Below are 22,821 nucleotides of genomic sequence, written 5' to 3' on the forward strand. Positions count from 1 at the left end.
GCAGCGACTCCCTTGTGGTTGAAGGTGAGGTGAGGGGAGGGCGCCGGGAGGTCACCGGCAGTGCTGTCGTGCAGACCCGGGAGCTCAGGACTCCGCGGTCACCTGCTGGACCTGCCACCGAGTTCCGCTGCTGGCCGATACCTGGGTCAGGGCAATCCGGTAGGACTGCTGCAGCTGGGCGCCAGCGATCTGCCACCGCACGGCTGCGGTGCCTGTCCGCCTGTCGCCGGATCCGGTGTCGACCGTCCAGGAATCCAAGGAGCCCAGCGTCAGTCCGTGGCCGAGTGGGGCGATGTGAGAACCGGGCGCAGCGGTTTGGTCCTCGCTGCCGGCAGCCCACGAAGTCAGGAAGTTCTTGACCGTCTGCCGGGTCGCCCCGGCCATGGCCGAATCGGCCTCCGGCTCGGTCTTCGGCGTGTAGGGGGCAGCCTCCGGCATCCCGACGAGGGCCGGCTGGCCGCTGACCAGCACCCGGTCCCGGGCCTTCGCCACGGGCACCTCGAGGCCGTACCACCGGGAGACCACGGAGCTCTTCTTCTTCTCCCGCACGGTGTAGCTGACCCGCACATCGACCACGACCCGCGCATGCTTGCCGCCGGTCTGGGTGACCGTGCCAGGAATGGTCTGCGAGACAGTCTGCGCACCCTGGCCGTCCCAACCCATCTTCGTGTCCGCACCCTTGGGCAGATCCATCGCCAACTCCTGGGCCCGCAGCCGGGGAGTCTGCGAATTCCACGTCATGTAGGAGCGGCCGAAACGCGCGGCAACCTGCTGCGCCTCCTCGGTGGGCACATCCTTCTTGCGCGCCTCGGCCGCCGAGTTGGTCTGCGGGGACACCGCGGGCGGTTTGACGGGAAAGACCCAGCTGCGCACGCCGGTGAACGCCGCCAGCCCGATCACCGCCCAGATGGCGACGCGTCCGGCCCGGCGGGCGAAGGAGCGACCGGAGGATTCCGCCTCCTGCGCCCATCCCCCGTGGTTCCAGCCCGACTCCGTCAGGTCTGTGCCCGTGGACGCCGCCGCAGTGAAGGGTGCTTCCTCGTTGGCTGCGGCGGCCTGGTGCTCACCGCCCTCGGGTTTTTTATCGGGAAGATTGAGAATCTTCCGCACAGTACTCATGAATTGCTCCTCGGCCCATCCCGTTTCCCAGTCCCGTCCGATGCGGACGACCGGGTGGTCAGTCCTGCTTTCTGCGGTGGGAAGCTCACCCGAGAAACGTAGAAGCGTGAGCCTGTGGATAAAGTCCGGGACTTCGAGGGGCGGCGACGCACATGGCGGCGGCCGCGGAGGAAACCCTCCGCGGCCGCCGCCATGTATGGCCCTGCTATTCGATGTGTGAGTCTTCGCTGAGAGTCTCTTCTTCGGCCCCGCAGCCATCTGGGTCGTTGTCGGAATCCTGCGGATCGCCACCTTCGCCTTCCTCGACCCAGTCGAGTTCGTAGTAGGTGGCGATGGCTTGCATCGTGAAGCGCTCCTTCCCATCGTCCTGAACGACGCCGACGGGAAAGTCCTTTCGCCGCAACTTGTGCGTCCGAAGTGTGTTGGCGTTCAGTTCCGTCCCGCGGGCGGTGAACCGTCGGGAGATTTCAGCCAGGGTCAGCAGTTCCCGCCGTTCCTCGGGCTCCTGGGCAGGCTCCTCCAACAGGACCGGGGCGGCGTCGACCGTCGGATCGACTTCTGTCTCTCCTTCCGTGTCTTTGCTGAAACGCCCCTGGTCGGCAGAGGTGAAACGCTCCGGCTCGTTGCGGGCTTGACCTGCGGAACTACTGTCCGTGGTAGGCCGTGCATCCGCATGCTCCGCGATGACTGGTGGCGTCTGCTTGGTCAGCAGCGGGCGGGAAACCTGCAGCAATGAGGGCAGGCGCTGCGGGCTGCGCGCAGGGGGAGTGCCGTACAGGTCTCCGGTGGAGTACCCGCGCTCGGCGCGCAGCTGGATGCAGTGCTCGCGGAAAGCGTCGGGGTCCGCGTAAGGGACCTGGATCCACACCCGGCGGTTGCCTTCGATGACCAGCATCCGGCCGGCCTTGTCGACGGACTCGGGCACCGGGCTCGTGTTCACGATCATTTTCCATTGGTTGGCGTTGAAGTTGCCCAACAGCAACAGGCGGAACATGTTGCGCAGGCCGCGGTTTCCGACCGCAGATTCCCGCAAATCCTGGAAGACCCCGATAATCGTCACGTTCACGTGGCGGCCCATGCGCATGATGGACGCGATGTCGCCCCAGATCGGATCGCTTGCCGGGTCTCCCTTCTCCTTGTTTTCGTTCCACCACTCCTTCGAGGCGTCGCCGAATTCATTTCCCTCTTCCAGGATGAGAGTGAGTCGGTCGAAATCCTTTCCAGGATTCTGCTGCTTCATGTAATTGCGTGCTTCGACCTCCCTGGCTGCCCAGGAGATGGCGGCCCGCATGTCCCCGATATTGCCCGGGTCGTTGTAGAGGTGGACTCCCTCGACATCGTCGAAGCAGTTGATCGACGCCATCTTCACGTCGATGCCGATCACCGTGGCCCGCTGGGCAACGAGTTGGGTGATGATCATCTGCAGGAAGCTCGACTTACCGCCGCCGGACCCCACCGAGAGCCCCCACATGGCACTCTCTCCGGTCATCTCCTTCAGCAGAGCGTCGGAACGCTCGTCCAGGCCAAGGAGCAGCTGTCCGGGCTCGCAGTTGCTGATGGCCTGCTGCACCTCGGGGGCGAAGAAATCCACACGGTCCGGGATCTCGTAGGTGACCTTCTTCTTCTGAGGTTGGAAGAGCACATAGAACGGGTACCGCTTGAGGTTCCATTCAGCAGACCACTGCCCGCCGAGCCGGGCATGGATCAACTCGCGCAGAATCTCCTTATGTCCGTCCTGTCCGTGCCACGCGTCCGGCAGAGCGATTTTCACGAACGACCTGTCCAGCGGAATGGTCACTGCGGCCAGCCGCTGGGTGTCGTCCCAGACCGGCATCACTTCCTTCAGCGCCAAAGCCAGCGGTACGACCAAGGTCTGCATATGCCGACGGCGCGTCCTGCCACGAACCCGCAACACACTCACGGCCGTGGTCAGAACGACGGCTGCGCCGGCCGATGGCCAGATCACCCGCTCGTGATCCCCCAACCACCACCAGGTCCACCCGGCCCAAGCCGCCCACCCGAGCACAGCCAGCCGCAGCATCACGTGCTGCCACCGAGGGGCTCCGCCCGGAGCCCGCGGCTGATCCGTCAACGGTGCGCCGCTCAGGAAGCGTCCCACGAACGTCGCAGCGAGCTCGGCTCCCTCCTCGATCTGCCGGTCCAGCTCCGTACGCGCCATCGGTCCGCTCCTCCGCCTGCTTCTTACCGCCCGGCCGGGCAGATACGGACGCTAAGAGCGCGCACCTGTGGACAGGGAATGGCAAAGGACGCAGAGCACTGTCGCCGAACCGCGCGATGGGCAGATGAGCAAGCTAGCTGGAAAATGGGGATACACGCGCTTCGGTGGCTGTGCCGAGCGGCCACCCGTTGATGACCGCACACCAGCTACGTTCGTCGCGTGCGCCAACCGCGGCGCGCTGTGCCACGATCGCTGGTCGGAAGTAGCAGCTACCGCTACTGCTGCTCATGGCTGACGGTCCTGCGGCAGCAGCGTCCGCAAGCTGCTGCCCGTACGGACGCCCATCTGCTGCTGCCGAGCCGGCGCCGTCGTAGGCAGCGCAAAGAGCCCGTTGCTGCCCTTCGACGGATGTGGGCAGCAACGGGCTCGGGCTCGCGCGGCTACTCGGATGCGGTGACGGACGAGGAGCGCTGGCGCTTCCTCTCGGCTTGCTGCTTGACCCGGTAGACCTGGCCCCGGTTCACTGTGCGGCCGAGCTCCGCGAGCCATGTGACGACGGCACTGTCGTCCGCGCCCGCGTTCGTGGCCAGCGCATAGCGAATGGCATCCGCGTTCGTCCGTGCACCCTCCACCGCGTCACGGTGCACCTGCGCAACGGGAGCAGGCACAGTAGCCGTGTGTCCGCCGGCCAGCTGCTTTGGTGCGCGACGGCGTTGCGGCACAGTTCGAACGCCGGTGCGGAGAGCAGGCGCAGAACTTGGTGTCCCCGCCTTTGCTGTCCCATCGGCGGTGCCTGCCGGCCCTCCCTGTAGCGGAAGCGGCTTGGCGGCAGACTCGTCGGCGTCAGTGCTGCTGGAGGCATCGGACGTCGAGGTAGCAGGTTCCCTGACCTCTTCGCCGCAGGGCGATGTGCCACTCTCCGGAGGGAGCGGAGCAGGGACGGGAGGAGGGGGCTCAGTCGCGGAGCCGGCCCCTGCAGAGGTACGCAAGGGAACGCCGAGCCGAGCCAGGCGCAGGGGAAGCAACGCGTCGAGTGGTGCGCGACGCCGCCACTGCCACCCGTACTTCGCACGCAGCCTGGCCTGATGGACCAAGCGGTCCTGCTCATCGCTGATGGCATCGGAGTAGCGTCGAAGCTCCCATAGGCGCATCTTGCGCCAAAGCAGGAAAGTCGGGAGCGGTGCGAGGACCCACCGGCTGACACGGATCCCGTCCATGTGCTGATCTTCGGTGATCGCGGCAAGCCGACCTATTGCATGCCGGGCGGCCTCGACCGCGACCACGAACAGAACCGGAATTGTCGCGTGCATGGCAACGCCGATCGCGTCAGATGCTGCGGCGGCATTGAAACTGATGGTCGCCAAGGTCAGCAGCCATGCCACCTGACGCAGCATCGGCAGCGGGATCCGCAGGTGCGTCAAGAGCAAGTCCAACGAGAGCAGTACGGCAATGCCGGCATCGACCCCGAGCGGGAAATACACCGAAAAGGAGCCGAAGCCCTTGCGCGCGGCGAGCTCGCGAACCGCGGTGTAAGACCCGGCAAACCCAATGGCGGCAATGACAGTCGCACCGAGCACGACCACGGCGACCAGCACCCTCTGGGCCCTGCTCAGCCTGATGCTGCGGTTGTTGCTGCGCCCCACGCCGCTCACTCCCCTTGATCACTTCGGATCGAGAAAGTGTGCGGAGGTGAGCTTGTGGACAGAGGCCCCACAGAAACCGGGGCACATGTCATCAGCCCAGGTGGAGGCGGCCTCGAATGGAGACTGGATGGCGACCGCCGAATGCCGCAGTGCCGTCCGCGCTCACGGGGTTGGGCTGGTAGGCACAGACTTCAGGCGCCGGAAGCCTTCGCTTCAGGCACGGCGTCGGGTACATAGTCGCCGCGGCGGAGCCACGCGCGAACCTCTTCAACGTCCCTCGTGTCGCAGTCGTCGGACGGCGGGAACGGATCGCGACATCCGGCCGGGTAGCGGCGTGCGTAGCCAACGAGGCGGTGAACGCCGAATCCGAGCTCACTCGACAACGCTCGGAGGGGAAGGCGCCCGTTGGGCACCGGGCTTCCCCCCGCGAGGAGTTCGGCAACGGCCTGCGGCTCGTCCAGGTCGAGAAGATCAGCCGTCCACTGGGCATCAACGGTATGCCCCAGGGCGGTGGCGACTCGAACACGCTCCAGAACATCACGCTGCGCCAGGCTCAAACCGTGTTCGTCCTGGAGCTGGCCGACCTCGTCCTTCTCCTGCTCGTAGATGGCAAGCAGCCAGGAGCGGAGCTGCGGCCACGTAATCTCGCCCGACGGAAGGGGGGCGTCACGGCGGAGCAGCCAGGAGCGGACCGCTGGCCACGAGCGCACTGTTGCCCGGCCCTGGCGAGTGGCAGGCGGGAAAGGGTCGGCCGACTTCTCGGGTGTGAAGTGGGAGGTGTAGTACTGCACGGCTTCTCGGGTGATGCCCAGCGCGGTACTCAAGCCCTTCACTGTTACAAGCAGCCCGGGTGAAGCTGTGCGCGCGCGCTGCGCGACGACTTGAGGTCCCCGCCGGGTGCCTAGCAGCTCAGGGTGATCGAGAAGCCAGCGGAGCACTGCGTCGCGGTCGCGGACGTGAGTATTCCCCCGCCCCCCGACGAGGGGGGGAAAGTCGCGGTAGGTCTCGATCAAACTGTTCAGAGCTCCAGCGGAGCGGTGGGTTGCATCGAGGATCTGCCGGCGGGTGATCTGGCTGGGCAGTTCTTTGAACGCCTGCTTGAGGTCGTGTGAGCTCGTCAAAGGAATCTCCTTAAGTCCGGTGTACCCCGAGAGTGCTAATTTACTCTCAATAAGCTGCGATGTCTAATTTATTGCGACGAGCCATGGTGCAGCGCAAGCGTGGGCCCCTGCAGCATGACGCCGGGACCGGCAGGTCTGGAAACCGTTCTTCATGCGGGCGACGGCGACACTCTTGGACTCGTAGTGGCAGATGCTGGAACACAAGGTTGCCCCTTCAGCCGAACAGCGCGAACAGCGGTCTGGCAATCTCACTGTCGGCGGTTGGTTGGAGAAGACAGAAGTCGCAAGGCACCGTGGAGCGGGACGCGGGACTGAAGGTCACGCGGCACAGAACGAGCCAGGCCCCTGGACGGGGTCCAAAGGGCCTGGCTCTTCCCAGTGAGCTCATGCAGCGCCGGAGCGGCCGTCGGAGGGGCCGGGGGTACGTTGCCACTGAGGCTGGCACATCTCGGGGTAGCACTCGACACGGGCGTAGGGCTTCTTCGCGTAGATCTTGCGCCAGGTGGTGATTCGGCTGCTGACCCTGCCCGGTGCGCTGTACGGGCCTTCGTACCAGGTCAAGGTGAGACCCTCACGGCTGAGGGTCTCGTTGTTGGCGTGGTAGCGATTCATGTCGTCGATGAGAGGGTCCTCTTCGGTGTATGTCGCAGTGATCACCGCGCGGTACAACGGCGAGTTCGGCCCCATGCCGATGTTGCGTGCCAAATCTGGCTCCTTGGTGTCCTCAGTGCGGGTAGTGGGCGTGGGCTCGGGGCGAGGTATTGGTGTCCCTCGCCACCGATGCGAGGGTGTGAACTCCGGACGGCGTGTCACTGCCCGAAGAAGTGGTGGCGCTCCCTGGCGCGTAGCTGGGCGTGCACCGCGCCTGCGCGTTCTTCGCCAACGCCAAGCCCGGCGATCGTGGCCAGCGCCTGCTGTTCACGAGCTTGAGCACGGGCGACATCAGCGCGGGCCTGGAGGACGTCGTCCAGTGTGCGGGCTGCGACGATCTCACGGCCAGCGACGACAACCGATTCGAGGTCGCCGAGGTGCTTTTCCAGGATCTGAGAGGCGTGCTCGCCCACGCGGTCCCGTACGGCCTGTACGGAGGTGAGCGAATCCCGCTGCTTGGAGTCGATGCGGTGCAGCTCCCATTGAGCGCCGTCGCTGTGGAAGTGGACGGAGAAGTGCAGGGGGATGCGGAAGCGAGTGGAGACGTCGGCGACGAGACTGACCCTCAGTTCAAGTCCGTGACCGGTGAGGCCCGGTTGGAACGTCACGGTGGTAAGCCGACCGTCGATTTCAGATTCGACGCTCAGAGTGGGGACGCCCTTGGAGTGGTCGTACGGGCGCTGTCCGATGGGCGGGCGATCAGGGATGGTGGGCCTCTTTCGTCAGGGCGGAACCGGGACGGCCCTGGTGGCCGGCCACGGGAAGGGGGGAGCCGATGTGGCTGTCTTTGAGGGATGTGCAGGGGGTGCCGGTCGGAGCTCAGCCTGTTGTGCGGGAACTCGGTGGTGGCGTAGAGCCAGGGGCGGAGTAGGCCCCACTGTGGGGTCGCAGCCTGGTGATGAGGAGGTAAGTCCACGTGAGGGAAGTGCCCGTGCTGGTGGAACGGATGTAGAAGCGGCCTGCGGGCCGGTGATAGTGGACCGCAACCCCACTGCTCTCGACGGCCTCAGCAAGCTCCTTGCGCAGTTCACTCAGCGAGAGGGTCGGGCGGGCAGCATCAGGGCCGGCCATGGATGTTGGAGGCAACGACACATCTGCGGGTGAGTAGATCGCGACACCGGCAGCGTGCAGGCGTAGCACGGCGGTTGTGATGGCTGCGGGAACGGTCAGGCGTGACCCGGGCAGGCCGCCGCGGGTCCGGTCGGAAGGCAGGTACCGCAAGCTGGGGCGGGTGCCCCGGGGATGCCCGCCGAAGATTGCCCGCTCCTGGCCGATCAGCCCGCCCGCAACCTGCTGGTCGCTGAAGGAGGGCGATTCGTCAGCGAACAGCCAGTTGATCCAGCGCCCGCCGCAGCGATGCCAGACCTTCCGGCCGTACGGCTGGGCGACACGGTCACCGTCCCAAAAACGCTGAGGTACGAAGATGGCGGGAGCAGGCACAGATACGAACCCTTCTGGAAGACGGCCGCCGATCGACGGTTGGAACTCGGCTCACCACGGATGTCAGCGGCAGATGTGACGAACGGTCCGGCGAAGCTTGTGGTGGAGGGTGCGCAGTACGGCGAAGAAGCCCAGGGCTGCCAACCCCGGCAGAGTGATCAAGGCGGCCATGGTGCTGCCGGCGATGAGGACACCTAGGACCAGGCCCGCAGCAGTAAGGAAGGCCAGACCGTCCATGAGAAGGGCGAGGGTCGTGAGCTTCGGAGTGCGGGTGAACCGCCTACGGCTCCGCCCATCAGGCCAGATGGCGAAGGCGAGCATCCAGAGGCCCAGGATCACGAACCCTGCAAGGGCCAAAGCCAAGAGAGGAACCAGGCCGCTGAACAGCGCGGGAAGGGCCAGGGCGAGAACCGCGAGCCGTAGCTTGGGCATGACACGCAGGGCGATCGGGCTGAAGATGCGGATCTCGGGGGAATTGCTCATGGTGACCCTCTCGAAGCTGGGACCTGGGGCTGACCACCCCTTGCAATGGATAATTTACTCTCATTAGGCCCCTAAGTCAAATGTTAAGCGTCACTCCACTGCTCGAATGTGCAAGGGGTGAACCGCCTGCGGGTAACCAGCGATGCGGGTAGCTCTCGACCAAGCCCGCTCGACGCGGATCGGCGCCGGGCGCGGAGATCCGGCCGCGCCCGGCGCCGCCTACAGTCGGCCCACCAAGGCATCCCCGATGACGTCGTCGATGGTCTCGGCCAGCTCGCGGCACGCCTCGTACCGGGCCTCGTCGTCGGAGGCTGAGCCGTCAATGGGGAAGTCGGCGACGGTTAGGGGCTGCCGAGCCCCCCACGTCTTGCTGCGCACTGCACGCAGCGCCGCGCGTAGTTGCTCCATCGTGCCCGCGTCGATGAGTGCATCGAGCTGCTGAGTGTTGCCCTGCTTGCTCACGGGGCCTCCATTGGGGTGTAGGAGTTAGGGGGGAGAGCTGGCGGGGCGACCCTCACAGTCGCCCTGAGAGCGTCAGATGACACGCATACCTACGAGACGGGGGCTGGTGTCGCGGTAGCCACACCACTCGTCTGCGCAGTCGGGGCAACTGACCGGGCAGCCGCACTCATCGCGGTCCAGAACATGCCATCCGGCATCCTGGGCGTCATGGTCGCCGTCGCCATCGTCGAAGTACGGAGACTTCTTTGGGCACTGATCGCAGACGATTCGCTCGAACTCTGTCGCGTCCAGGGGGCGGACAGGTGATGAAAGCGGGGCAATGGTCTCGGCGATCAGCACGGTCAAGGCGCGACTCCCTGGGGGTGGTGGCTGTGGTGGCCGGGGAAGACGACGCCCCCGATGTGAATAGTTTACTCTTAATTAAGCGTCGAAGTCAAATGTAAAGCGTCAGAGCCTCGCGGTTGAGGGTTCGGGAGGAGCCGGGGCTCGCCGAAGCTCTCGATGCGGTCCGGGGGTTGCCGCTGAGGAGCGTGAGCGCGCCCGTGGCCCGCGGCCCTGACCCACTGTGTTCCCTGGCCGCCCGCGCCCACCTGATAGGGAGTGCCTCTTCGTGGCGGGTCAGCGCTGGGTGCCGAATGGGGGTCCTTCCGTCCGCCGACTCACGCGAGACCCCCGGTCTGGCTATGGATGGCGCCGGAAGGCTCCATGGGGATGCGCGGTTCTCGGCCGCGACCCGTCCCTGGCGTGGCCTCGGCCAGCTCGCCCTCGGGTTGCCATCTGGGATCAGAGTCCGGCTGAAGTTCCGGGCGTCCTCCTTCGAGCGGGACCCCCGACGGCCGGTTGCTATCACCCCTGAGTCCGGTGTCCGGGGCTGCGAGCCAATCTCCGTTGGTGCAACAGGTAGCACGGCCGGCCGGGTCGCCCCCGCGTCGGAGATCGTGGTTCGAGTCCACGGCGGAGAGCCACCTGCAACCCCGGCACGCCCCGGCGTAGGAAGGTCGTGCGCCCGAAGCTGTGCCTGCCGCCACCACCTGCCGGCGGAATGGGCATTCATGAGCCGGTCCCACAGGGGCACGCAAGGCGGGTGAACTGTAGGGGCGTCACACGCCACAGCTCTGCCATCACTTCGAACAAGCCCCCTGCCGCATCGCGGTCGGGGGCTTGTTGGCATCCCTTTGTGGCTGCCGCACTCTTGAGGCCGACCGGGAGGTTCAGTTTCTGCCTCGGTGGCCGGTGGAGGGCGCACGGCGACGATTGAGCGGGCGTCCGCCCGGCGGCCCTGGGCCCACATCTTGTACCGGGAGTCGGGGCCCTAGTTGGCACGGTTGTTGATGGCGCGGCGCATGTGAGTCGGCCAGCAGGGCGCGGGTGCCTGGGCGGCCGGGCCAGGCGTTCGGTTGAGGTCATACTCATCGGCGCTGTTGGTACTCCTCAGAGCCAGCTGCTCGGGTCCCCACCGAGTGCCAGAGCGGTGGCCGTAATGCCCTCCTGGTGCCCAACGAAGAGCACATCTGTGTGCTCGTCGTGCAACACATCACAGGGGTCTCCCTGCGTACCGGCCCTCTTCACCACGACCGTTAGAGTCGCGTACTCATCTGTGTGGGTCACGCTTGTCTCCTCTTCGTCTTCGTTCAGATCCGTCTGGCCGTGCAGCCCCGGCAGTCGCATTGCCCTTGGCTGAGGTCGCCTCGCCCGGCAGCGCTCCTTCTGCTGATCCGACACCTCGGTGATGTCCACGCCCCGCGTCGCTCACGATGCACACTGACGCGTCCGGCCAGCGCTCTTCGGCGCGACCCAGTTGCCCAATACGCGGGCCGGCGAGGCTGTGGTGGGTGTGGGGGTGGCGAATGGGGCCATGGGAATAGGTCGTTGACGCGACGGGAGAGCAGGGCGGTGCACCGTTGGTGGGGTGCACCGCGTAGGCGGGGAGGGGCGTCCTACAGGCGGCCGAGGCACTTCAGGGCGCTGATGATCGGCTTCATAGCGAGGGGGCCGTGGACGCCCTGACGCCTGATGGGGCCGTTGACGTCGCGCCGGGCGCGGTTGTAGCTGTAGACGCGAACCTTGGCTCCGAAGATGTCGGCGAGGGCGGAGGAGACGCGCAGCAGGTCCACCTCGTCGGGGATGTTGCCCCAGCCGGGCTCTGCGGTGAGCAGCAGCCACCGGCGGCCATCGCCAAGGGGGTTGCTCCCGTCCTCCAGGGTGAAGGGCGAGAATCCCCAGGTCCGTTCGAAACGGTCCCAGTAGGCATCGACGGCCGCGAGCGGGTGGTTGGCGTATGGCTCGCGGTGGATCTCCGCTCCCTCTTCATCAAGCATCCAGGTGATGCGGTGCGGCTTGTCCCAAAGGGAGGAGACCTCCAGCAGTAGCTCCTCGTCGGCCGTGACGGTCCAGACCTCCGCTTCGGTCCAAACGCCGCCGTCGAAAGCCGGGCGCTCCTTGGGGCCGACCCCGCCAACCACGGCGGTCGCGGTGCCATCGCCGTTCGAGCGCAGCCAGGAGTAGCCGGTGCAGGGCTCGAATCCGGGCCCCGGGTGCCAGGTAGGAGCGTCGGCGAACGCGCCGTCCGGGAAGATCAGGAGAGCCCCGACCATGCCCGCACGCCAGGAGTTGGGGTCAGCGCTCCAGGTCTTGTTGACGGCGCGATCTATCTTGCGGGCAAGGCTGCGCTGCATGGTGGCTCCTCAGAAGAAGTCTGGACTGTCTGCGACCCGTGTAACTAATTTACTCACATAAAAGCGTGACGTCAAATCATAAGAGACATGCGTGAGGTTCGGTCCGTGGCGCCGTCGGCGCGAACCCGGCGACACGTGCTCGAGGGTCCGGCCGGGGGTTGCGGGCCCATTCGGGCCGTACTGGCCCGCCAAAAGTCGAGCGTCCCTTAAGATTTGACATGAAATGGGCTAGAGAGTAAATTAGTCAACGAATCGCGTGGGCGTACGGCGGAAAGTCGACTACGACGCAGACCACCACACTCCGCCCCGTCTGCCCGCACTGGTGCTCAACCCCACCCACTGAATCGCGGACGCTGCCTGGGTCGCGCCGGTCGCGCAGCTGCCCACCGACCGCCTCACTCCATCGTCACCAAGTTCGACCTGGTGCCGGAGCAGGTGGACGTCCCTGCCCTGTGCGGCCAGTGTGCAGAAGAGGTGCCCCTTGGCGACGACTGGCAGCCGGCCCTGATCGAGCACGCCTACGATCCCACCGCCGAAGTCCTCATCAGCGCAGGCGCCTCAGTCCACGACGCACACCGCGCCCACACCCATCCCGCGCTTCGAGGAGGACCCTTCTGATGACTCCCACCCTCGCTGTCCCTGCTTCCGCCCCCGCCGAGCAGTACCCGGCGAATCAGGCGGGGCTCGCCGCCGCCGACCGCGACCTGCACGCCGCGCGCGTGCTCCTGCGTACGGAGAAGGCCAAGAGCGTTCAGTTCGCCCTGCACGACCGATGCGCGCAACTCCGCTATCGAATCGCGGAGATCCTCAACATCGTCAACGGCTCCCATGCGGAAACGCCGGTGAAGCCGACGTTCACGTACACGCTGGTCCCGGAAAGCCAGCCCGACAACACCCGTTGCTGCATCCAGTGCGGCAATTCGGCCGACGGGCTTCTGGAAGTCGTGCACACCGCGTCGGGCGTAAGCACGTCCGTCTGCCTGGCCCACGACGGGCGGCAGGTGCGAGACATGCTTGCCACACACGCACGGCACCAGGAGCTGAACGCGCTCGCCGAGCGGTACCCGGTCAACTCCACCGCTGTCTACCTCTCCGAGAGCGAGCCATTCCGCGATGTCGTCGTGCAGTCAGGGCCCGCCGACGACGGCACTGTGGAAGCCATCAGCGCGCGGCAGAAGGGCAAGCCCATCCGGGTCTCCGTGGACAAGCTCAGGCCGCTGCCCGAGCACCCCCCGGTCCTCGAGGGCCAGCCTCTGCCCTGGAAGAGCCGCGTACTGCGAACCTCCGACGGCCGCCACGGCACTGTCACCGGCTACGACACTGAGCGCCGCATGATCATCCAGTGGGACAACGCTGCTGTCCCCGAGCCGCATCACTACACCCAAGCCGAGCTGATGGCGCCCGGGTTCCAGGTCTTTCCCGCGGTCACCCACTGCTCGGGCTGCGGGCACATCGTCGAGGACGCCGAGATCGAGGACAGCTACACGACGTGCTGCAACGAGGGCGCGTGCAGCTCCTGCGCGGCCGTCAATGGCGTCTACGGGTGTGGCACCGAGGCGCCTGCCGCCGACGCCGCGTAGGCCGACAGGCCCCGGCCCGGGGCTCGGCACACGACGCGCCCCGGGTCACTGGCTCTTCCGCGCCACCATCTTGCTCCCTCTACACCACCGCACGGCGGGGCGCGCCACCTGTACCACGCTCCGCCCCGAGCCCAGGAGAGCCCTGTGCGTACGTTCACCCTCGCCGACCATCCCGGCTCGCTCGCCCTGCCCGACCAGTCCACCACCGTCGTCGCACGTGCTCAGAACGCCCGGCCGCGTCTGTCCACCGCACACTTGACCCCCATCTCCGTTCTCGACGACGCCGAGAAGCGGGCACGCACCGCCGCCCGCGCGCTGCTGCCCCTCGTCGCTGCAACAGTGCACGCCCAGTTCCCCGCCGGCGCCTACCTGGTTCTCACTCGCTCCGCCGACGACGAACTGAACCTTGACTCCGTACGCACGGCCCAGGGCGTAATCCTGTGGGAGTCCACCCGAGAGCGGTTCCGCAACTCCGTTCCGGCCGAGATCGCCGCCCTGTGGGGCGACAGCGACGCCCAGAAGCCCGGCACGGTCCTCGACCTGGTCCAGCGCATCGACGGCCTCTCCTCGTACGACTTCCTGCCCGCGCACGCCATGCACGAAGAAGAAGAGACCGCGGAGCGTACGCCGCTGGGCATCCCCCTCGACCCGGCCGCCGTCTGCCCCGAACGCGGCACTGCGCGCGAGTGGGACGACCACGTTCAGCCGTCGACCCCGCACGGTGAGCGCATCTGACCACCCGACATCCCCGCAGCCACCACTCCGCGCGAGCTCCACCACGCCCGCGCCCCATCCGGAGCCGTCTATGTCCATGACCACACCCGAATCCACAGCCGCACAGAAGGCCGCTGCCCTCTTCGTCAACGCCTTCGAAGAGCACCGCAGCCTCAGCCCCGACCGCATCACTGTGGCCGTCCGCACCACCACCGGAACAACCAGCGCAACCGCCGAATTCGACCCCGACCGCTACACCTACTGCTTCCACCCCGACGCCGTCCGCACCACCGTCCACCACATCGTTATGGCCCTCACCCGCAGCACCCCCAACACATGGATCACCACAACCCATCCTGAACACGGCAAGGAAATCAACGACGACGTCGGCACCGCCTGGGAAATCACGCCTGCCCACGCTCGCCCCCTCACCGCCGCCGAAGTCCACCTCCGTCACCCCGACCTCGCCACCATCGACTTCGACCACTCCGCCCGCTTCCACCAAACGTTCGGTGGTGACCCCACCTTGCGCTACGCACTCCGCATTCCGGAGATCGCCACCCACCCCGAGACCGTCGAAGTCCTGCGCGGATTCGGTCTCCGCGTCTGCCAAGAGTGGGACGAATCGCAGCTCAACGACTGACGGGGCGGAGCCCACGCTTCCCGCTGGCTGCTGTCCGTGTCGCATGCCTGGCAATGGCCGACGAGCACGGCCTCGTCCGCCACCAGGTGCTGGTCCTTGGGTGCCCGCCGATGGGCGGGCGGGCCGGCCTGGTTGGCGCCTCCTCTTTGATGAGGCCATGGCCGTCGTTGTGTCCCCGGCCAGGGAAGCTCGTGGGGCTGACCCGACCCGGCTGTCCGCCGACGGTGCGGGGGTAGCGTGTTGTGCGGGCTGCGGGCTGCGGGCTGCGGGCTGCGGGCTGCGGGGGAGGGGTTGGGGCCAGACGACAGGACCGAGGTCCTCCACCCGGAAGGGGCGGTGTGCAAGATCGCCTGGCCCCGCCACGAAGTGCCACAGCCCGGGCGAGGTCTTGCTGGGGCTACGGGGCGTGTGCCGCGTTGTTCTGGGCTGTTGCTGTCAGCATCGGTGGCTGTGGTCAGCTCACGAGGGTGACCATACAGATTCCCAAGGAGCCAATGGTCATGGCCATTCCGTAGAGGGTAACGGGGCGATGCGCGGATTCGCCGTAGACGCGGAGTATCAGGCCCAGGCCGGTGAGGACGATGCCGATGGTGACGAGTGTGCGGAAGGGCTCGGGCATGGACGGACTCCTTGGGGGCGGGGCGTAGCGGCGGCTTCCCGACTCCGGTTGGTCGGTGCAGTGCTGTGGTCGTTGGTGTGGTTGTTCTATGTGGGGTTTTTCCCGTGGCGGGTGAGCCAGGCGCGTACTTCCTCGATGTCGCGTGCGCCGTTGTCGTCAGCGGCCGGGAAGGGGTCGTCGCTGTCGGGGGTGTGGTTGCTGGCGTAGTTGTACAGCGAGCCCCGGCCGATGCCCACAGCACGGGCGAGGGGCGCCATGAGCATGCGGCCGGGCGTCGGCTGGCGCCGTTTGCGGGCGGGGGCAGGTGCGAGGGCGGGGACGTTGGCCTTAAGGAGGGCTTCGGCGGTTGGTGTGCTGATACCGAGCTGGGTGGCGAATCGCTTGGTGAGGTCGCCTGTTTCGGCTGCATGGGGGTCGGCCAAGATGGCTTCGGCGGCCTTTGAGCGGATCTTGAGCTGGGTGGCGAGCCACTCAGCCAAGGGGGTCTGCTCGACGGTCTGGGGGTCCTGGTCCAAAAGCCAGGCGCGTACCTCCGGCCAGCTGCGCCTCCGCTTGTCGTCGGCGGCCGGGAAGGGACGGTCGGCGGTGCCGGGGCGGTAGTTGGCGGCGTAGTAGTTGACCGCCTGCCTGACGACACCGAGGACTTCGGCCATCTCGCTGACGGTCAGACGCAGAGCGAGTGGAGGCAGCGCACGGGCGCGTTCGGCGAGGTTGCGCGGGCCCGGAGGGTTCTCCCTCTGCGCGAACGGCTGCTTCTCAAGCCAGGCCAGCACCGCCTTCGTCTTCCGTAGGCGTGTGCCGCCCGGGCCGCGGGCGCCAGACGGGAAGGTCGGGTCCTGGGCCCAGTTGCGCAGGACCGAGGAGGGTTGGCGTCCGGTGGCCTCGGCGATCTGGTCGGTGTCGATGTCCTCGGGCAGGGAGGCGAAGGCTGCGCGGATGTCGGTGAGGGACTTCACGGGTGGGTCTCCTGGTCGGGGGTGAGCAGGCGGTGGGCGATCGCCTCGCCCCTCCGCCACGCTCTGACATCGGGCGGGTTAGGTGTGCGCGGTGCGGGTGCGGCGGCCCTCAGTCATGCGCTGTTTGGTCTGTTCCTGGGTGGGCGGGGTCCACCGGTGCCAGCCGGCGGCGGTGGACCACCTCTGCATGTGTTCGTGCTTGCCGATGCCGCAGTGCCGGCATGCGCTCGGGGTGGTGGGCATGGGGCGAGGTTCCTTAGGTCAAGGCCGTCAGGTCCGGGTAGGACCTTCCGCGCATGGGTAATTTATTCAAAAATGCCGGAGGCGTGTCAATGCTGCCCGGTGCGGTGGGCTTCTTTGGGCACGGCCGTCGGGCCTTGCGGCCCGCCGCAGATGGCGTCCAGCCTCGGGCGGCGGCGGAACCGGCCGGTGGGGCCGGGGCCGTAGCAGAGGTTTCTCTCCTCCGGGGCTGGTGGTGTCAGATGGCCAGGGCGGGGCCGAGCGGGTGGCGCGCCGCGGCCCAGTGTTGCTGAGGGAGGTGGTGGCGGATCGCGGGGCCTGCTGTCAGGAGAGCGGGCCTTTGAGGCGGTGCACTACGACGCGAAGCCGTGCAGGCCCGGCCACTTCGCCGTGCACGCGGGGCAGGTGACGCCGCAGTCGTTGAGCAACTCCTCGTGGTCGTGCCAGCCTGCGGAGCGAGCAGCCCGGGACCCCTCGACCCGGCCGCCAGGGAACGTGGCCTGGTTCCCGCAGTCCGCGCAGATGGCCTTGTGCTCGTCCAGCTCACCAGCGCGGGCGGCGAGCTGCTTCAGCACCATCTCGGCGTGCTCCACGTGCAAGGCCGCATGCTCGTACCGCAGCGCACGCAGAGGCTGGTCATCGTAGGCGAGCGCGAGGGCGTCGGCGAACAGCGCCCGGCCTGCCGGGTCGCCATCGAGGAGGATACGGGCGAGTTCTTCGGCTCTCGGCGCTCATGGGAAATCCCTTCGAGGTTCGGGGTTGAATCTGGGCTGGCCTCACGCCGCGTGGTCCAAGCCGAGAGGCGGGCCGTGCGTCAGGCGCGGGTGCCGGGGCGGCTGGCGCCCCGTGGTGGATCAGGGGCGCTGCGCGGATGCGGCCCGCAGGCCACGGGCCAGGGCATCGTCGAGCTCGTTTCCGACCGCCTCCCGCGCCTCGTACTGGACGTCGACGATCTCGCGGGGAAGGTCCATGCCGAAGCCGTACGAGGTGACGTTCGGTCCGGCCTGTGCCGAGGCGGTCACGCCCAGGAGGGCGTGCAGGGTGGCCCTGGCCTGCTCCAGGGTGAGCGTGTCGCTGTCGATGAGCGCGCGGATCTCGGACTGGCGCTGCTCGGCTCGCTGATCCATGGGCTTCTCCTCGGGTGGGCGCCTCGCTTCGTGGTGGCGGTGCGGGGCTTGCTTCCCCGACACCACCTGACAGGTAGTTTAGTCGAAATGGGCCGCTAGTGTCAAACCTGGTTCGGGCCGGTGACCCCGTGGACGGGCCCTGGCGCGTAGGCCAGGGGCAGGGTGCGCCGTGGGGCAGGGGACACGGATCCCGAGAGGCTTGAGCCCGGACGCCCGGGATGAGGGCGGGAAGCGGGGAGTGCAGCGTGAGGTCACCAGTCGGTATTGCGACGGGCTATGGCCGCACCCTTCCAATCGCTGACGCGAGGCGCCTCGCAGGCCCAGGCGTGCGTCCGAAGACGCTCCGATACCCCGCCGGGATGCGGAGATATGTGGTCGCGCCGGGTTCGAGCAACCGCGGAGGCGGCCCGCCCACCGGAAGGGTCAGGACTCCGCGACCACAGGCGGTGCCGTGCGACAGCCCGGCCGCGAGGTAGCCGGGCTGTCTGCGGCGTCACTGGTCGCGGTGGACGGAACCCCGCTTACGGGGGGCGGCGAGGAGTCCTTCGGCCAGGCGCAGGGCCTCGTAATCGGTGGCGGCTTCGGGGTTGAAGGCGGTGTCCCCTGTGCGAGCGAGGTAGGCCCTGGCGTTGAGCACCTCGACCAGGGCGAGGGCGACATCTTTGGTGAGCAAGTCGGCGAGCGCGGCGGGGTTCTTGGCCCGGACCGCGTCGTGAACCTTGTCCGCGCCGGCGTTGAGCAGGTCGGCGAGCGCGGTTCGGCCCTTGGCAGGTACGGCGTCGAGAGCCTCGTTCGCGGCGGCGGGGTCGGGCATGTTGGTCTCCTCGGGCGTCGTCATGCTGTAGCAGTTGTTCCGGTGGTCGAGCCGGTGGCTTCATCCGGTGACGTCTGCGGGGTGTTCTAGGCCAGCATCGTTGGTCTCAGTGCTGGGGGAGGACGAACCGGGAATTCGCCTGGCGTGTGCCGGGAGGTTCCGGAGCCGGCGCCGGAGCCGCCGTGGGGACGGTAGGCACCCCCAACCGCTGGGCCCGGGTGGGCCGAGAGGGGCCGCGGCCGATGCCCCGGTACGGGCGAGGTGGCCACGCAGCCGCCTGCTGCGTGGCCACCTCGCTGGCTTCGCCGTGGATGCACACCGTCGCCTGAAAGGGCAGACCGGTTTCCGGCGTTGGGATAATTCGGAGGCGCCGGCGATCACTCGGGGGTGCGGTCGGTCAGCGGTCGTACGCGTCGGTGGTCAGGTCCACATGCCCCTCGCGTGCCTCGAACGCGGCCCGCAGCGCGGCCGCGGTCTTCTCCGGCGGGATAGCGACGATTCCGTAGAGCAGATGCATCGCGTCGGTGACGTCCTCCACGGTGACTTCCCCGCGTGCGGACAGGCGCTCCTGGGGAATCAGCCCGCGCCAGGTGACGTCGTAGAGGGCGCGCCGAGCGAGGGAGATGGCTGCGTCGGCGGCGGTGTGGAGTTGCTGGTCGAACCGGGCCGTGAGCTCCGCTTCATGGCGGTGTCGGCTTACGCGGGCCGCGAGCGGCGCGGTGAGTGTTCGGACCACGCGCCCCAGGAAGACGCGCGTACGGGCCTTGGCGAGGTGGGGCTGCTGGGTCGCGGTCATGGGCTTCTCCTCGTCGGGGCGTGTGCTTCGTGATGGTGTGGGGCTTGCCTCCCCTCAACCAGTGTAAGGTAAATTAGCCATTGAGTGCGATCATGTCAAATCGCAAGGCTTTCATGCGTGTTCTGTCCGGACGCGGTCGGCTCGGTGCGGTCTGCGGCGATGTCCTGCTCGACCCCCCGACGCCATTCCCTGTTCTCGCGGGCGCGTTCGGTGCCGTGGTCGAGTTCCTTGGGGTTGTGTCCGTGACAGCAGTAGTCGCGGCGCTTGCCCTCGCGAGTCATCATCCGTGCCATTGCACTCTCCCTGTACGGGTTGGTGGGCGCCGCCGGGCCGGGCCGGAGCCGGGTGACCCGGCGGCGAGTGGGCTGTGGTTCGGGGCGGGGCGCGGGCCCCGCCCTGGTCAGGTCAGGCGTGAGGGGAGCGGCACAGGTGGATGGCGGCCGCGTTCGGCGTGCCGCTGTAGGTGCGACCGCCAGCGGTGACGGTGATCGCGCGCGGCCGGACACGCTCGGGAGTGCCGTAGTGGGCGAGCAGCGGGGCGGTGATGGTGCGTACGGCGGTCTTGGACGGGCCGCCGCCCCAGGTCACGGTGATGTGGCCCCGCTTGCGGTCGCGGCCGCAGCGTACGGAGAACTTCACGCCGGGGAAGATGGCGAGCAGTTGGCGGCGCAGATAGGAGGCGGTGGCTTTGGTGGAGACCCGCATGTCGGCCTGGTTGGGCTCCTCATCGCCGATGACCGGCGTGACGGAGGTGTGGCGCACGTGGTAGGGCCCGGTGGCCCGACCTTCGAGGGTGCGCAGCTCGTAGCGGGTAGCGGGAATTCCGCGCCGGACGTCGCGGGTGCACCAGCGACAGCTGCAGGGATGGACGGTCCATTCGCCGTGATTGGCGTGGACGCTGCCGTGGTAAGTGACGCGGGCTCCGGGGGTCAGGCGCAGTACGCGGTAGTCGGGGGTGTGCAGGTCGCTGGCGCTGAAGACTGTGTCCGTGCTGCTCATGACGGGGCCCTCCTGGTGACGTTCGTGGCGGCGGCCGACGGGGCTTGCCTCCCCGTGCCGCTTGATAGGTAATTTAGTCAACCATGGTCAACATGTCAAGGCTTCGTCTGCGGTGCGCACCACACTCCGGGCGGGTGGGGCGCACACCGGACGTTGGTCACCGGGTGGGTCCGGGCGACGAGTTGCAGTCGGTTCGGGGCCGACTCGGCGTCGCGTACACGTGTGCCGCCCCGGCGCTGGGCTACGTCGGGGCGGCAGGGGGCAGATGGTGTGGCGCGAGGGAGACCGCGCATGTTGCCGGGCTACCTGTCGGGGCGGAAGGAGCAAGTGCTCCGTCGGGGTCATGGCACCCGCCCGCCTGCGGGGTTCACGTGATCAGGCCGTCGGCGCGGCGTGCATGGGCGGGCTCCCGCTCTGGTCGGCCTGGCGAAGTGCGCGGACCGGCGGAGCGCTTTCTCGCCGTCGTGTACGTGCGCGTCCGGCGTGGCTCCGCCGGCTAGCTGGCCTCGCTCGCCGCCGCCATCGAAAGGGACAATCTGCTGGAGGATGCGGGGATGCATCCGGACGACCGTAAGACGCGCTGGACCCACCAGACCTGGGCGGCCAACTGTGAGGACCGGCATATGCGGCCCACTGCGAGCCAACTTCTCGCAGAGGCCCTGGAGCTTGAGCGCATCCGCGCCGCACGCTGAGCATCCACCTCCTGGCGGAGCAGCGTCAGCCGGGCCGCTGCTGCTGCGCGGTCCGGCTGACGCTGCCCGCGGAAGCCCAATTGATGTGGCACTCGCGAATGCCGCTGGGCTGGGGCCGGCCGTCCTACCCGTGCTCGAGACTGGGGTCCGAGTCGCGAACGACCCGGCACGCCCCCTCCTCGACGCTGGCGACACGGCCAGCGCCTTCACTCATTGCCCCAGCCCTGTCTAATCGAGCTCGCCGCGCTTGTAGCGATTCTGCCGGGGTCGTCACTTTCCGGTGGTGCGCTGGCAGGCGGGGCAGGTGACGGGGTTGTCGTCGTCCAGGAACTCGCCGCCCTCGGCGATCTTGTTGCATGGGGTGACGCGGTCGGCGAATCCGGACGCGTACCCGGCGGCGTGGGTGTGTCGGCCACCCGGGAGTCGTACTCGCTCGGGCCACTTCGTGCTCATGGTCGGTGTCCTCTCTGCGCGGTGCCGCAGTTGCGGGACCGGTCATTGCGGAGCACGACGCGGCCCACCTGCTGGGGAGGCATCGGGGCCGCGGTGCGCCGGGCCCGTTGCCCGTTTGTGGTGCTACCAGGGGCTCGTGGCGTAGGCGTCGTCGTAGGTGTCGGGCTGGTGGTGATGTTCGCCGCCGTGGCCGAGTACGTAGGCGTGCAGTATCTCGGCGGGGACATGGGGGTACCAGCGGACGTCGTCGTCTTCGTAGTGCGCCTCGCGCAGTTCCCAGCGGAGGTCGGCGGTGGCGCTGGGTTCGGGTGCCGGCCAGTCGGCGGGGGCGTGGCGGGGGCCGTCGAGGAAGTCGGGGCCGAAGTCGATGCCGACGCACAGGGCGGTGTAGGGGCCGGGGTAGTCGGCGGGTACGTCGAAGAAACTGTCGCGGTTCCAGCGGTAGATGCGCTCCGGTGCCGGGGTGGGGGTGCAGGTGGTCTCGGGTCCGGCGACCACGATGATCGACTGGTCGTCGGCGAGGAGGATGCGGTGGGGGACGCCGCGGGTGCCGCGTGTGATGGCGGCGTCGGTGAGTGTGGTGATCAACAGTCCTCCGGTTTGTGTGGTCACGAGTGCGGTAGTCGCGGGGCCCTCGGCCAAGAATAGGTAATTTAGCTATAATGCGAGAAGGCGTCAAGTTGTGAGGGCTCGGAGGATGGTCGCTGCGGGCTTGGGGCGACGCTGCCGGATTCCTCTGCTGTGCCGGATTCGGCCAGGCGTCGTACCCAGCGGGCCTGGCTCCCCAGCCGGTGCCGCAGACCTGAATCTCGTGGAGGTAGCGGTCAGCCAGCGGCATGGCGCGCAACATCTCCACGACGTCCTCGACAGCGTCGACAGCCGGGCGGCGGCCGGCGCGCGGCCGGTGGCAGACTGGGGCGTTGGCCGCGCTGCGCCGCCGGCTACCTTCCACTTGCAGCAAGGGCTACCGGCTCCCTGCTGCCCTCCTGGCGGAGATGGGGGATGCTCCTGCTGCTTTGAACCCTGCGATCCGCTGCTTCTCGTGAGCGCTATACGTGCTGCTGAGTGCGGCTGTTACCTTCGGCAGCGCCGTGCCGCCGGCTGTCGCACTGTGCTGCCGCGCTGACGTGCTGCTCCCCATCGCACACGGTGTCCCCGCTCGATAGCCAGCCGACGACGATGGCCTCCGAAACGCACCGTCACGCCTCGAACCACCGCGGCGAATGGATGATCTAACGGAGCCCCAGCACTGAGTCTCTCGGAGCGGTCGGGGCACGCGACGGCGGGCAGGACCCGCCAGCTTCCCGCGACTGCTCGCTCCGGGCACTCCTGACCGAGGCTGAAATTGAGGGTGCAACGCGGGGCGTTGGCTTTGCAAGCGGAAGCGCAACACCGAGCGGCGTTGCGGGGCTGAC

At 67.7% G+C, this 22,821-nt stretch carries 27 protein-coding genes; 5 read left to right on the forward strand and 22 right to left on the reverse strand.

Annotated features, from left to right (window positions below; translation table 11 throughout):
* Nucleotides 1-84: 84 nt before the first annotated feature.
* The 11 genes from ACF088_RS18735 to ACF088_RS18785 all read right to left on the reverse strand — a co-directional run bounded on the left by ACF088_RS18735 (nucleotide 85) and on the right by ACF088_RS18785 (nucleotide 11,773).
* Nucleotides 85-1,119: a conjugal transfer protein gene (locus ACF088_RS18735; protein ID WP_392376880.1), complete on the reverse strand. Its 1,035-nt coding sequence runs from the start codon at nucleotides 1,117-1,119 to the stop codon at nucleotides 85-87.
* Between the two features lie 205 nt (nucleotides 1,120-1,324).
* A complete protein-coding gene (locus ACF088_RS18740) occupies nucleotides 1,325-3,298 on the reverse strand; it encodes a hypothetical protein (RefSeq protein ID WP_392376881.1) in 1,974 nt (657 codons plus the stop codon).
* Nucleotides 3,299-3,738: 440 nt separating this feature from the next.
* A complete protein-coding gene (locus ACF088_RS18745; RefSeq protein WP_392376882.1) occupies nucleotides 3,739-4,941 on the reverse strand; it encodes a DUF2637 domain-containing protein in 1,203 nt (400 codons plus the stop codon).
* 191 nt (nucleotides 4,942-5,132) lie between these two features.
* Nucleotides 5,133-6,062, reverse strand: a complete 930-nt coding sequence (locus tag ACF088_RS18750) for a hypothetical protein (protein WP_392376883.1) — start codon at nucleotides 6,060-6,062, stop codon at nucleotides 5,133-5,135.
* Between the two features lie 384 nt (nucleotides 6,063-6,446).
* Nucleotides 6,447-6,767: a hypothetical protein gene (locus tag ACF088_RS18755; protein WP_392376884.1), complete on the reverse strand. Its 321-nt coding sequence runs from the start codon at nucleotides 6,765-6,767 to the stop codon at nucleotides 6,447-6,449.
* A gap of 104 nt (nucleotides 6,768-6,871) precedes the next feature.
* Entirely contained in the window at nucleotides 6,872-7,321 is a 450-nt protein-coding gene (locus ACF088_RS18760; protein WP_392376885.1) for a hypothetical protein, read from the reverse strand.
* Between the two features lie 895 nt (nucleotides 7,322-8,216).
* Entirely contained in the window at nucleotides 8,217-8,636 is a 420-nt protein-coding gene (locus tag ACF088_RS18765; RefSeq protein WP_392376886.1) for a hypothetical protein, read from the reverse strand.
* A gap of 219 nt (nucleotides 8,637-8,855) precedes the next feature.
* Nucleotides 8,856-9,098: a hypothetical protein gene (locus tag ACF088_RS18770; protein ID WP_392376887.1), complete on the reverse strand. Its 243-nt coding sequence runs from the start codon at nucleotides 9,096-9,098 to the stop codon at nucleotides 8,856-8,858.
* A gap of 72 nt (nucleotides 9,099-9,170) precedes the next feature.
* On the reverse strand, nucleotides 9,171-9,437 hold the full coding sequence (locus ACF088_RS18775) for a hypothetical protein (RefSeq protein WP_392376931.1): 267 nt from the start codon (nucleotides 9,435-9,437) through the stop codon (nucleotides 9,171-9,173).
* 1,092 nt (nucleotides 9,438-10,529) lie between these two features.
* A complete protein-coding gene (locus tag ACF088_RS18780; protein WP_392376888.1) occupies nucleotides 10,530-10,835 on the reverse strand; it encodes a hypothetical protein in 306 nt (101 codons plus the stop codon).
* A gap of 200 nt (nucleotides 10,836-11,035) precedes the next feature.
* On the reverse strand, nucleotides 11,036-11,773 hold the full coding sequence (locus tag ACF088_RS18785; protein WP_392376889.1) for a hypothetical protein: 738 nt from the start codon (nucleotides 11,771-11,773) through the stop codon (nucleotides 11,036-11,038).
* Nucleotides 11,774-12,196: 423 nt separating this feature from the next.
* On the opposite strand from ACF088_RS18785, the gene ACF088_RS18790 reads away from it, so the two are divergent.
* The 4 genes from ACF088_RS18790 (at nucleotide 12,197) to ACF088_RS18805 (ending at nucleotide 14,710) form a co-directional block, all read left to right on the forward strand.
* The gene (locus ACF088_RS18790; protein ID WP_392376890.1) at nucleotides 12,197-12,391 is read left to right on the forward strand and encodes a hypothetical protein; all 195 of its coding nucleotides are present in this window, start codon (nucleotides 12,197-12,199) and stop codon (nucleotides 12,389-12,391) included.
* The gene (locus ACF088_RS18795) at nucleotides 12,391-13,353 is read left to right on the forward strand and encodes a hypothetical protein (protein ID WP_392376891.1); all 963 of its coding nucleotides are present in this window, start codon (nucleotides 12,391-12,393) and stop codon (nucleotides 13,351-13,353) included. The genes ACF088_RS18790 and ACF088_RS18795 overlap by 1 nt, the downstream gene beginning before the upstream one ends.
* A gap of 144 nt (nucleotides 13,354-13,497) precedes the next feature.
* Entirely contained in the window at nucleotides 13,498-14,088 is a 591-nt protein-coding gene (locus ACF088_RS18800; RefSeq protein ID WP_392376892.1) for a hypothetical protein, read from the forward strand.
* A 76-nt stretch (nucleotides 14,089-14,164) separates the two neighbouring features.
* Nucleotides 14,165-14,710, forward strand: coding sequence for a hypothetical protein (locus ACF088_RS18805; RefSeq protein ID WP_392376893.1), 546 nt, complete (start codon nucleotides 14,165-14,167; stop codon nucleotides 14,708-14,710).
* A 454-nt stretch (nucleotides 14,711-15,164) separates the two neighbouring features.
* Here the strand turns inward: ACF088_RS18805 and ACF088_RS18810 are convergent, their stop codons facing one another.
* The 9 genes from ACF088_RS18810 to ACF088_RS18850 all read right to left on the reverse strand — a co-directional run bounded on the left by ACF088_RS18810 (nucleotide 15,165) and on the right by ACF088_RS18850 (nucleotide 20,261).
* Nucleotides 15,165-15,329, reverse strand: coding sequence for a hypothetical protein (locus tag ACF088_RS18810; protein WP_392376894.1), 165 nt, complete (start codon nucleotides 15,327-15,329; stop codon nucleotides 15,165-15,167).
* 86 nt (nucleotides 15,330-15,415) lie between these two features.
* Entirely contained in the window at nucleotides 15,416-16,285 is an 870-nt protein-coding gene (locus tag ACF088_RS18815) for a hypothetical protein (RefSeq protein WP_392376895.1), read from the reverse strand.
* Nucleotides 16,286-16,363: 78 nt separating this feature from the next.
* Nucleotides 16,364-16,528, reverse strand: a complete 165-nt coding sequence (locus ACF088_RS18820) for a hypothetical protein (protein ID WP_392376896.1) — start codon at nucleotides 16,526-16,528, stop codon at nucleotides 16,364-16,366.
* Between the two features lie 350 nt (nucleotides 16,529-16,878).
* Entirely contained in the window at nucleotides 16,879-17,124 is a 246-nt protein-coding gene (locus ACF088_RS18825; RefSeq protein WP_392376897.1) for a hypothetical protein, read from the reverse strand.
* A gap of 255 nt (nucleotides 17,125-17,379) precedes the next feature.
* Nucleotides 17,380-17,652: a hypothetical protein gene (locus ACF088_RS18830; protein WP_392376898.1), complete on the reverse strand. Its 273-nt coding sequence runs from the start codon at nucleotides 17,650-17,652 to the stop codon at nucleotides 17,380-17,382.
* Nucleotides 17,653-18,145: 493 nt separating this feature from the next.
* Nucleotides 18,146-18,466 carry a hypothetical protein gene (locus ACF088_RS18835; RefSeq protein ID WP_392376899.1) on the reverse strand — a complete coding sequence of 107 codons (321 nt, stop codon included), beginning with the start codon at nucleotides 18,464-18,466 and terminating at the stop codon, nucleotides 18,146-18,148.
* A gap of 397 nt (nucleotides 18,467-18,863) precedes the next feature.
* On the reverse strand, nucleotides 18,864-19,262 hold the full coding sequence (locus ACF088_RS18840) for a hypothetical protein (protein ID WP_392376900.1): 399 nt from the start codon (nucleotides 19,260-19,262) through the stop codon (nucleotides 18,864-18,866).
* A gap of 95 nt (nucleotides 19,263-19,357) precedes the next feature.
* Complete coding sequence (locus tag ACF088_RS18845) at nucleotides 19,358-19,555, reverse strand: hypothetical protein (protein WP_392376901.1); 198 nt, start codon at nucleotides 19,553-19,555, stop codon at nucleotides 19,358-19,360.
* Nucleotides 19,556-19,667: 112 nt separating this feature from the next.
* The gene (locus ACF088_RS18850; RefSeq protein WP_392376902.1) at nucleotides 19,668-20,261 is read right to left on the reverse strand and encodes an LPD29 domain-containing protein; all 594 of its coding nucleotides are present in this window, start codon (nucleotides 20,259-20,261) and stop codon (nucleotides 19,668-19,670) included.
* A gap of 554 nt (nucleotides 20,262-20,815) precedes the next feature.
* Here ACF088_RS18850 and ACF088_RS18855 point away from each other — a divergent pair.
* The gene (locus ACF088_RS18855; RefSeq protein WP_392376903.1) at nucleotides 20,816-20,953 is read left to right on the forward strand and encodes a hypothetical protein; all 138 of its coding nucleotides are present in this window, start codon (nucleotides 20,816-20,818) and stop codon (nucleotides 20,951-20,953) included.
* Between the two features lie 270 nt (nucleotides 20,954-21,223).
* Here ACF088_RS18855 and ACF088_RS18860 read toward each other — a convergent pair whose 3' ends face one another.
* Entirely contained in the window at nucleotides 21,224-21,406 is a 183-nt protein-coding gene (locus ACF088_RS18860; RefSeq protein ID WP_392376904.1) for a hypothetical protein, read from the reverse strand.
* A gap of 123 nt (nucleotides 21,407-21,529) precedes the next feature.
* Complete coding sequence (locus ACF088_RS18865) at nucleotides 21,530-22,018, reverse strand: hypothetical protein (RefSeq protein WP_392376905.1); 489 nt, start codon at nucleotides 22,016-22,018, stop codon at nucleotides 21,530-21,532.
* Between the last annotated feature and the right edge of the window lie 803 nt (nucleotides 22,019-22,821).

It is taken from the genome of Streptomyces sp. NPDC015125 (assembly GCF_043080045.1).
Lineage (GTDB): Bacteria > Actinomycetota > Actinomycetes > Streptomycetales > Streptomycetaceae > Streptomyces.

What these genes read in the sequence shown, in the direction of transcription:
- ACF088_RS18860 (WP_392376904.1), bottom strand. Translation starts at nt 21,406, where the DNA reads ATGAGCACGAAGTGGCCCGAGCGAGTACGACTCCCGGGTGGCCGACAC.
- ACF088_RS18850 (WP_392376902.1), bottom strand. Translation starts at nt 20,261, where the DNA reads ATGAGCAGCACGGACACAGTCTTCAGCGCCAGCGACCTGCACACCCCC.
- ACF088_RS18795 (WP_392376891.1), top strand. Translation starts at nt 12,391, where the DNA reads ATGACTCCCACCCTCGCTGTCCCTGCTTCCGCCCCCGCCGAGCAGTAC.
- ACF088_RS18740 (WP_392376881.1), bottom strand. Translation starts at nt 3,298, where the DNA reads ATGGCGCGTACGGAGCTGGACCGGCAGATCGAGGAGGGAGCCGAGCTC.
- ACF088_RS18835 (WP_392376899.1), bottom strand. Translation starts at nt 18,466, where the DNA reads ATGCCCGACCCCGCCGCCGCGAACGAGGCTCTCGACGCCGTACCTGCC.
- ACF088_RS18845 (WP_392376901.1), bottom strand. Translation starts at nt 19,555, where the DNA reads ATGGCACGGATGATGACTCGCGAGGGCAAGCGCCGCGACTACTGCTGT.
- ACF088_RS18765 (WP_392376886.1), bottom strand. Translation starts at nt 8,636, where the DNA reads ATGAGCAATTCCCCCGAGATCCGCATCTTCAGCCCGATCGCCCTGCGT.
- ACF088_RS18810 (WP_392376894.1), bottom strand. Translation starts at nt 15,329, where the DNA reads ATGCCCGAGCCCTTCCGCACACTCGTCACCATCGGCATCGTCCTCACC.
- ACF088_RS18820 (WP_392376896.1), bottom strand. Translation starts at nt 16,528, where the DNA reads ATGCCCACCACCCCGAGCGCATGCCGGCACTGCGGCATCGGCAAGCAC.
- ACF088_RS18855 (WP_392376903.1), top strand. Translation starts at nt 20,816, where the DNA reads ATGCATCCGGACGACCGTAAGACGCGCTGGACCCACCAGACCTGGGCG.
- ACF088_RS18805 (WP_392376893.1), top strand. Translation starts at nt 14,165, where the DNA reads ATGACCACACCCGAATCCACAGCCGCACAGAAGGCCGCTGCCCTCTTC.
- ACF088_RS18735 (WP_392376880.1), bottom strand. Translation starts at nt 1,119, where the DNA reads ATGAGTACTGTGCGGAAGATTCTCAATCTTCCCGATAAAAAACCCGAG.
- ACF088_RS18840 (WP_392376900.1), bottom strand. Translation starts at nt 19,262, where the DNA reads ATGACCGCGACCCAGCAGCCCCACCTCGCCAAGGCCCGTACGCGCGTC.
- ACF088_RS18830 (WP_392376898.1), bottom strand. Translation starts at nt 17,652, where the DNA reads ATGGATCAGCGAGCCGAGCAGCGCCAGTCCGAGATCCGCGCGCTCATC.
- ACF088_RS18785 (WP_392376889.1), bottom strand. Translation starts at nt 11,773, where the DNA reads ATGCAGCGCAGCCTTGCCCGCAAGATAGATCGCGCCGTCAACAAGACC.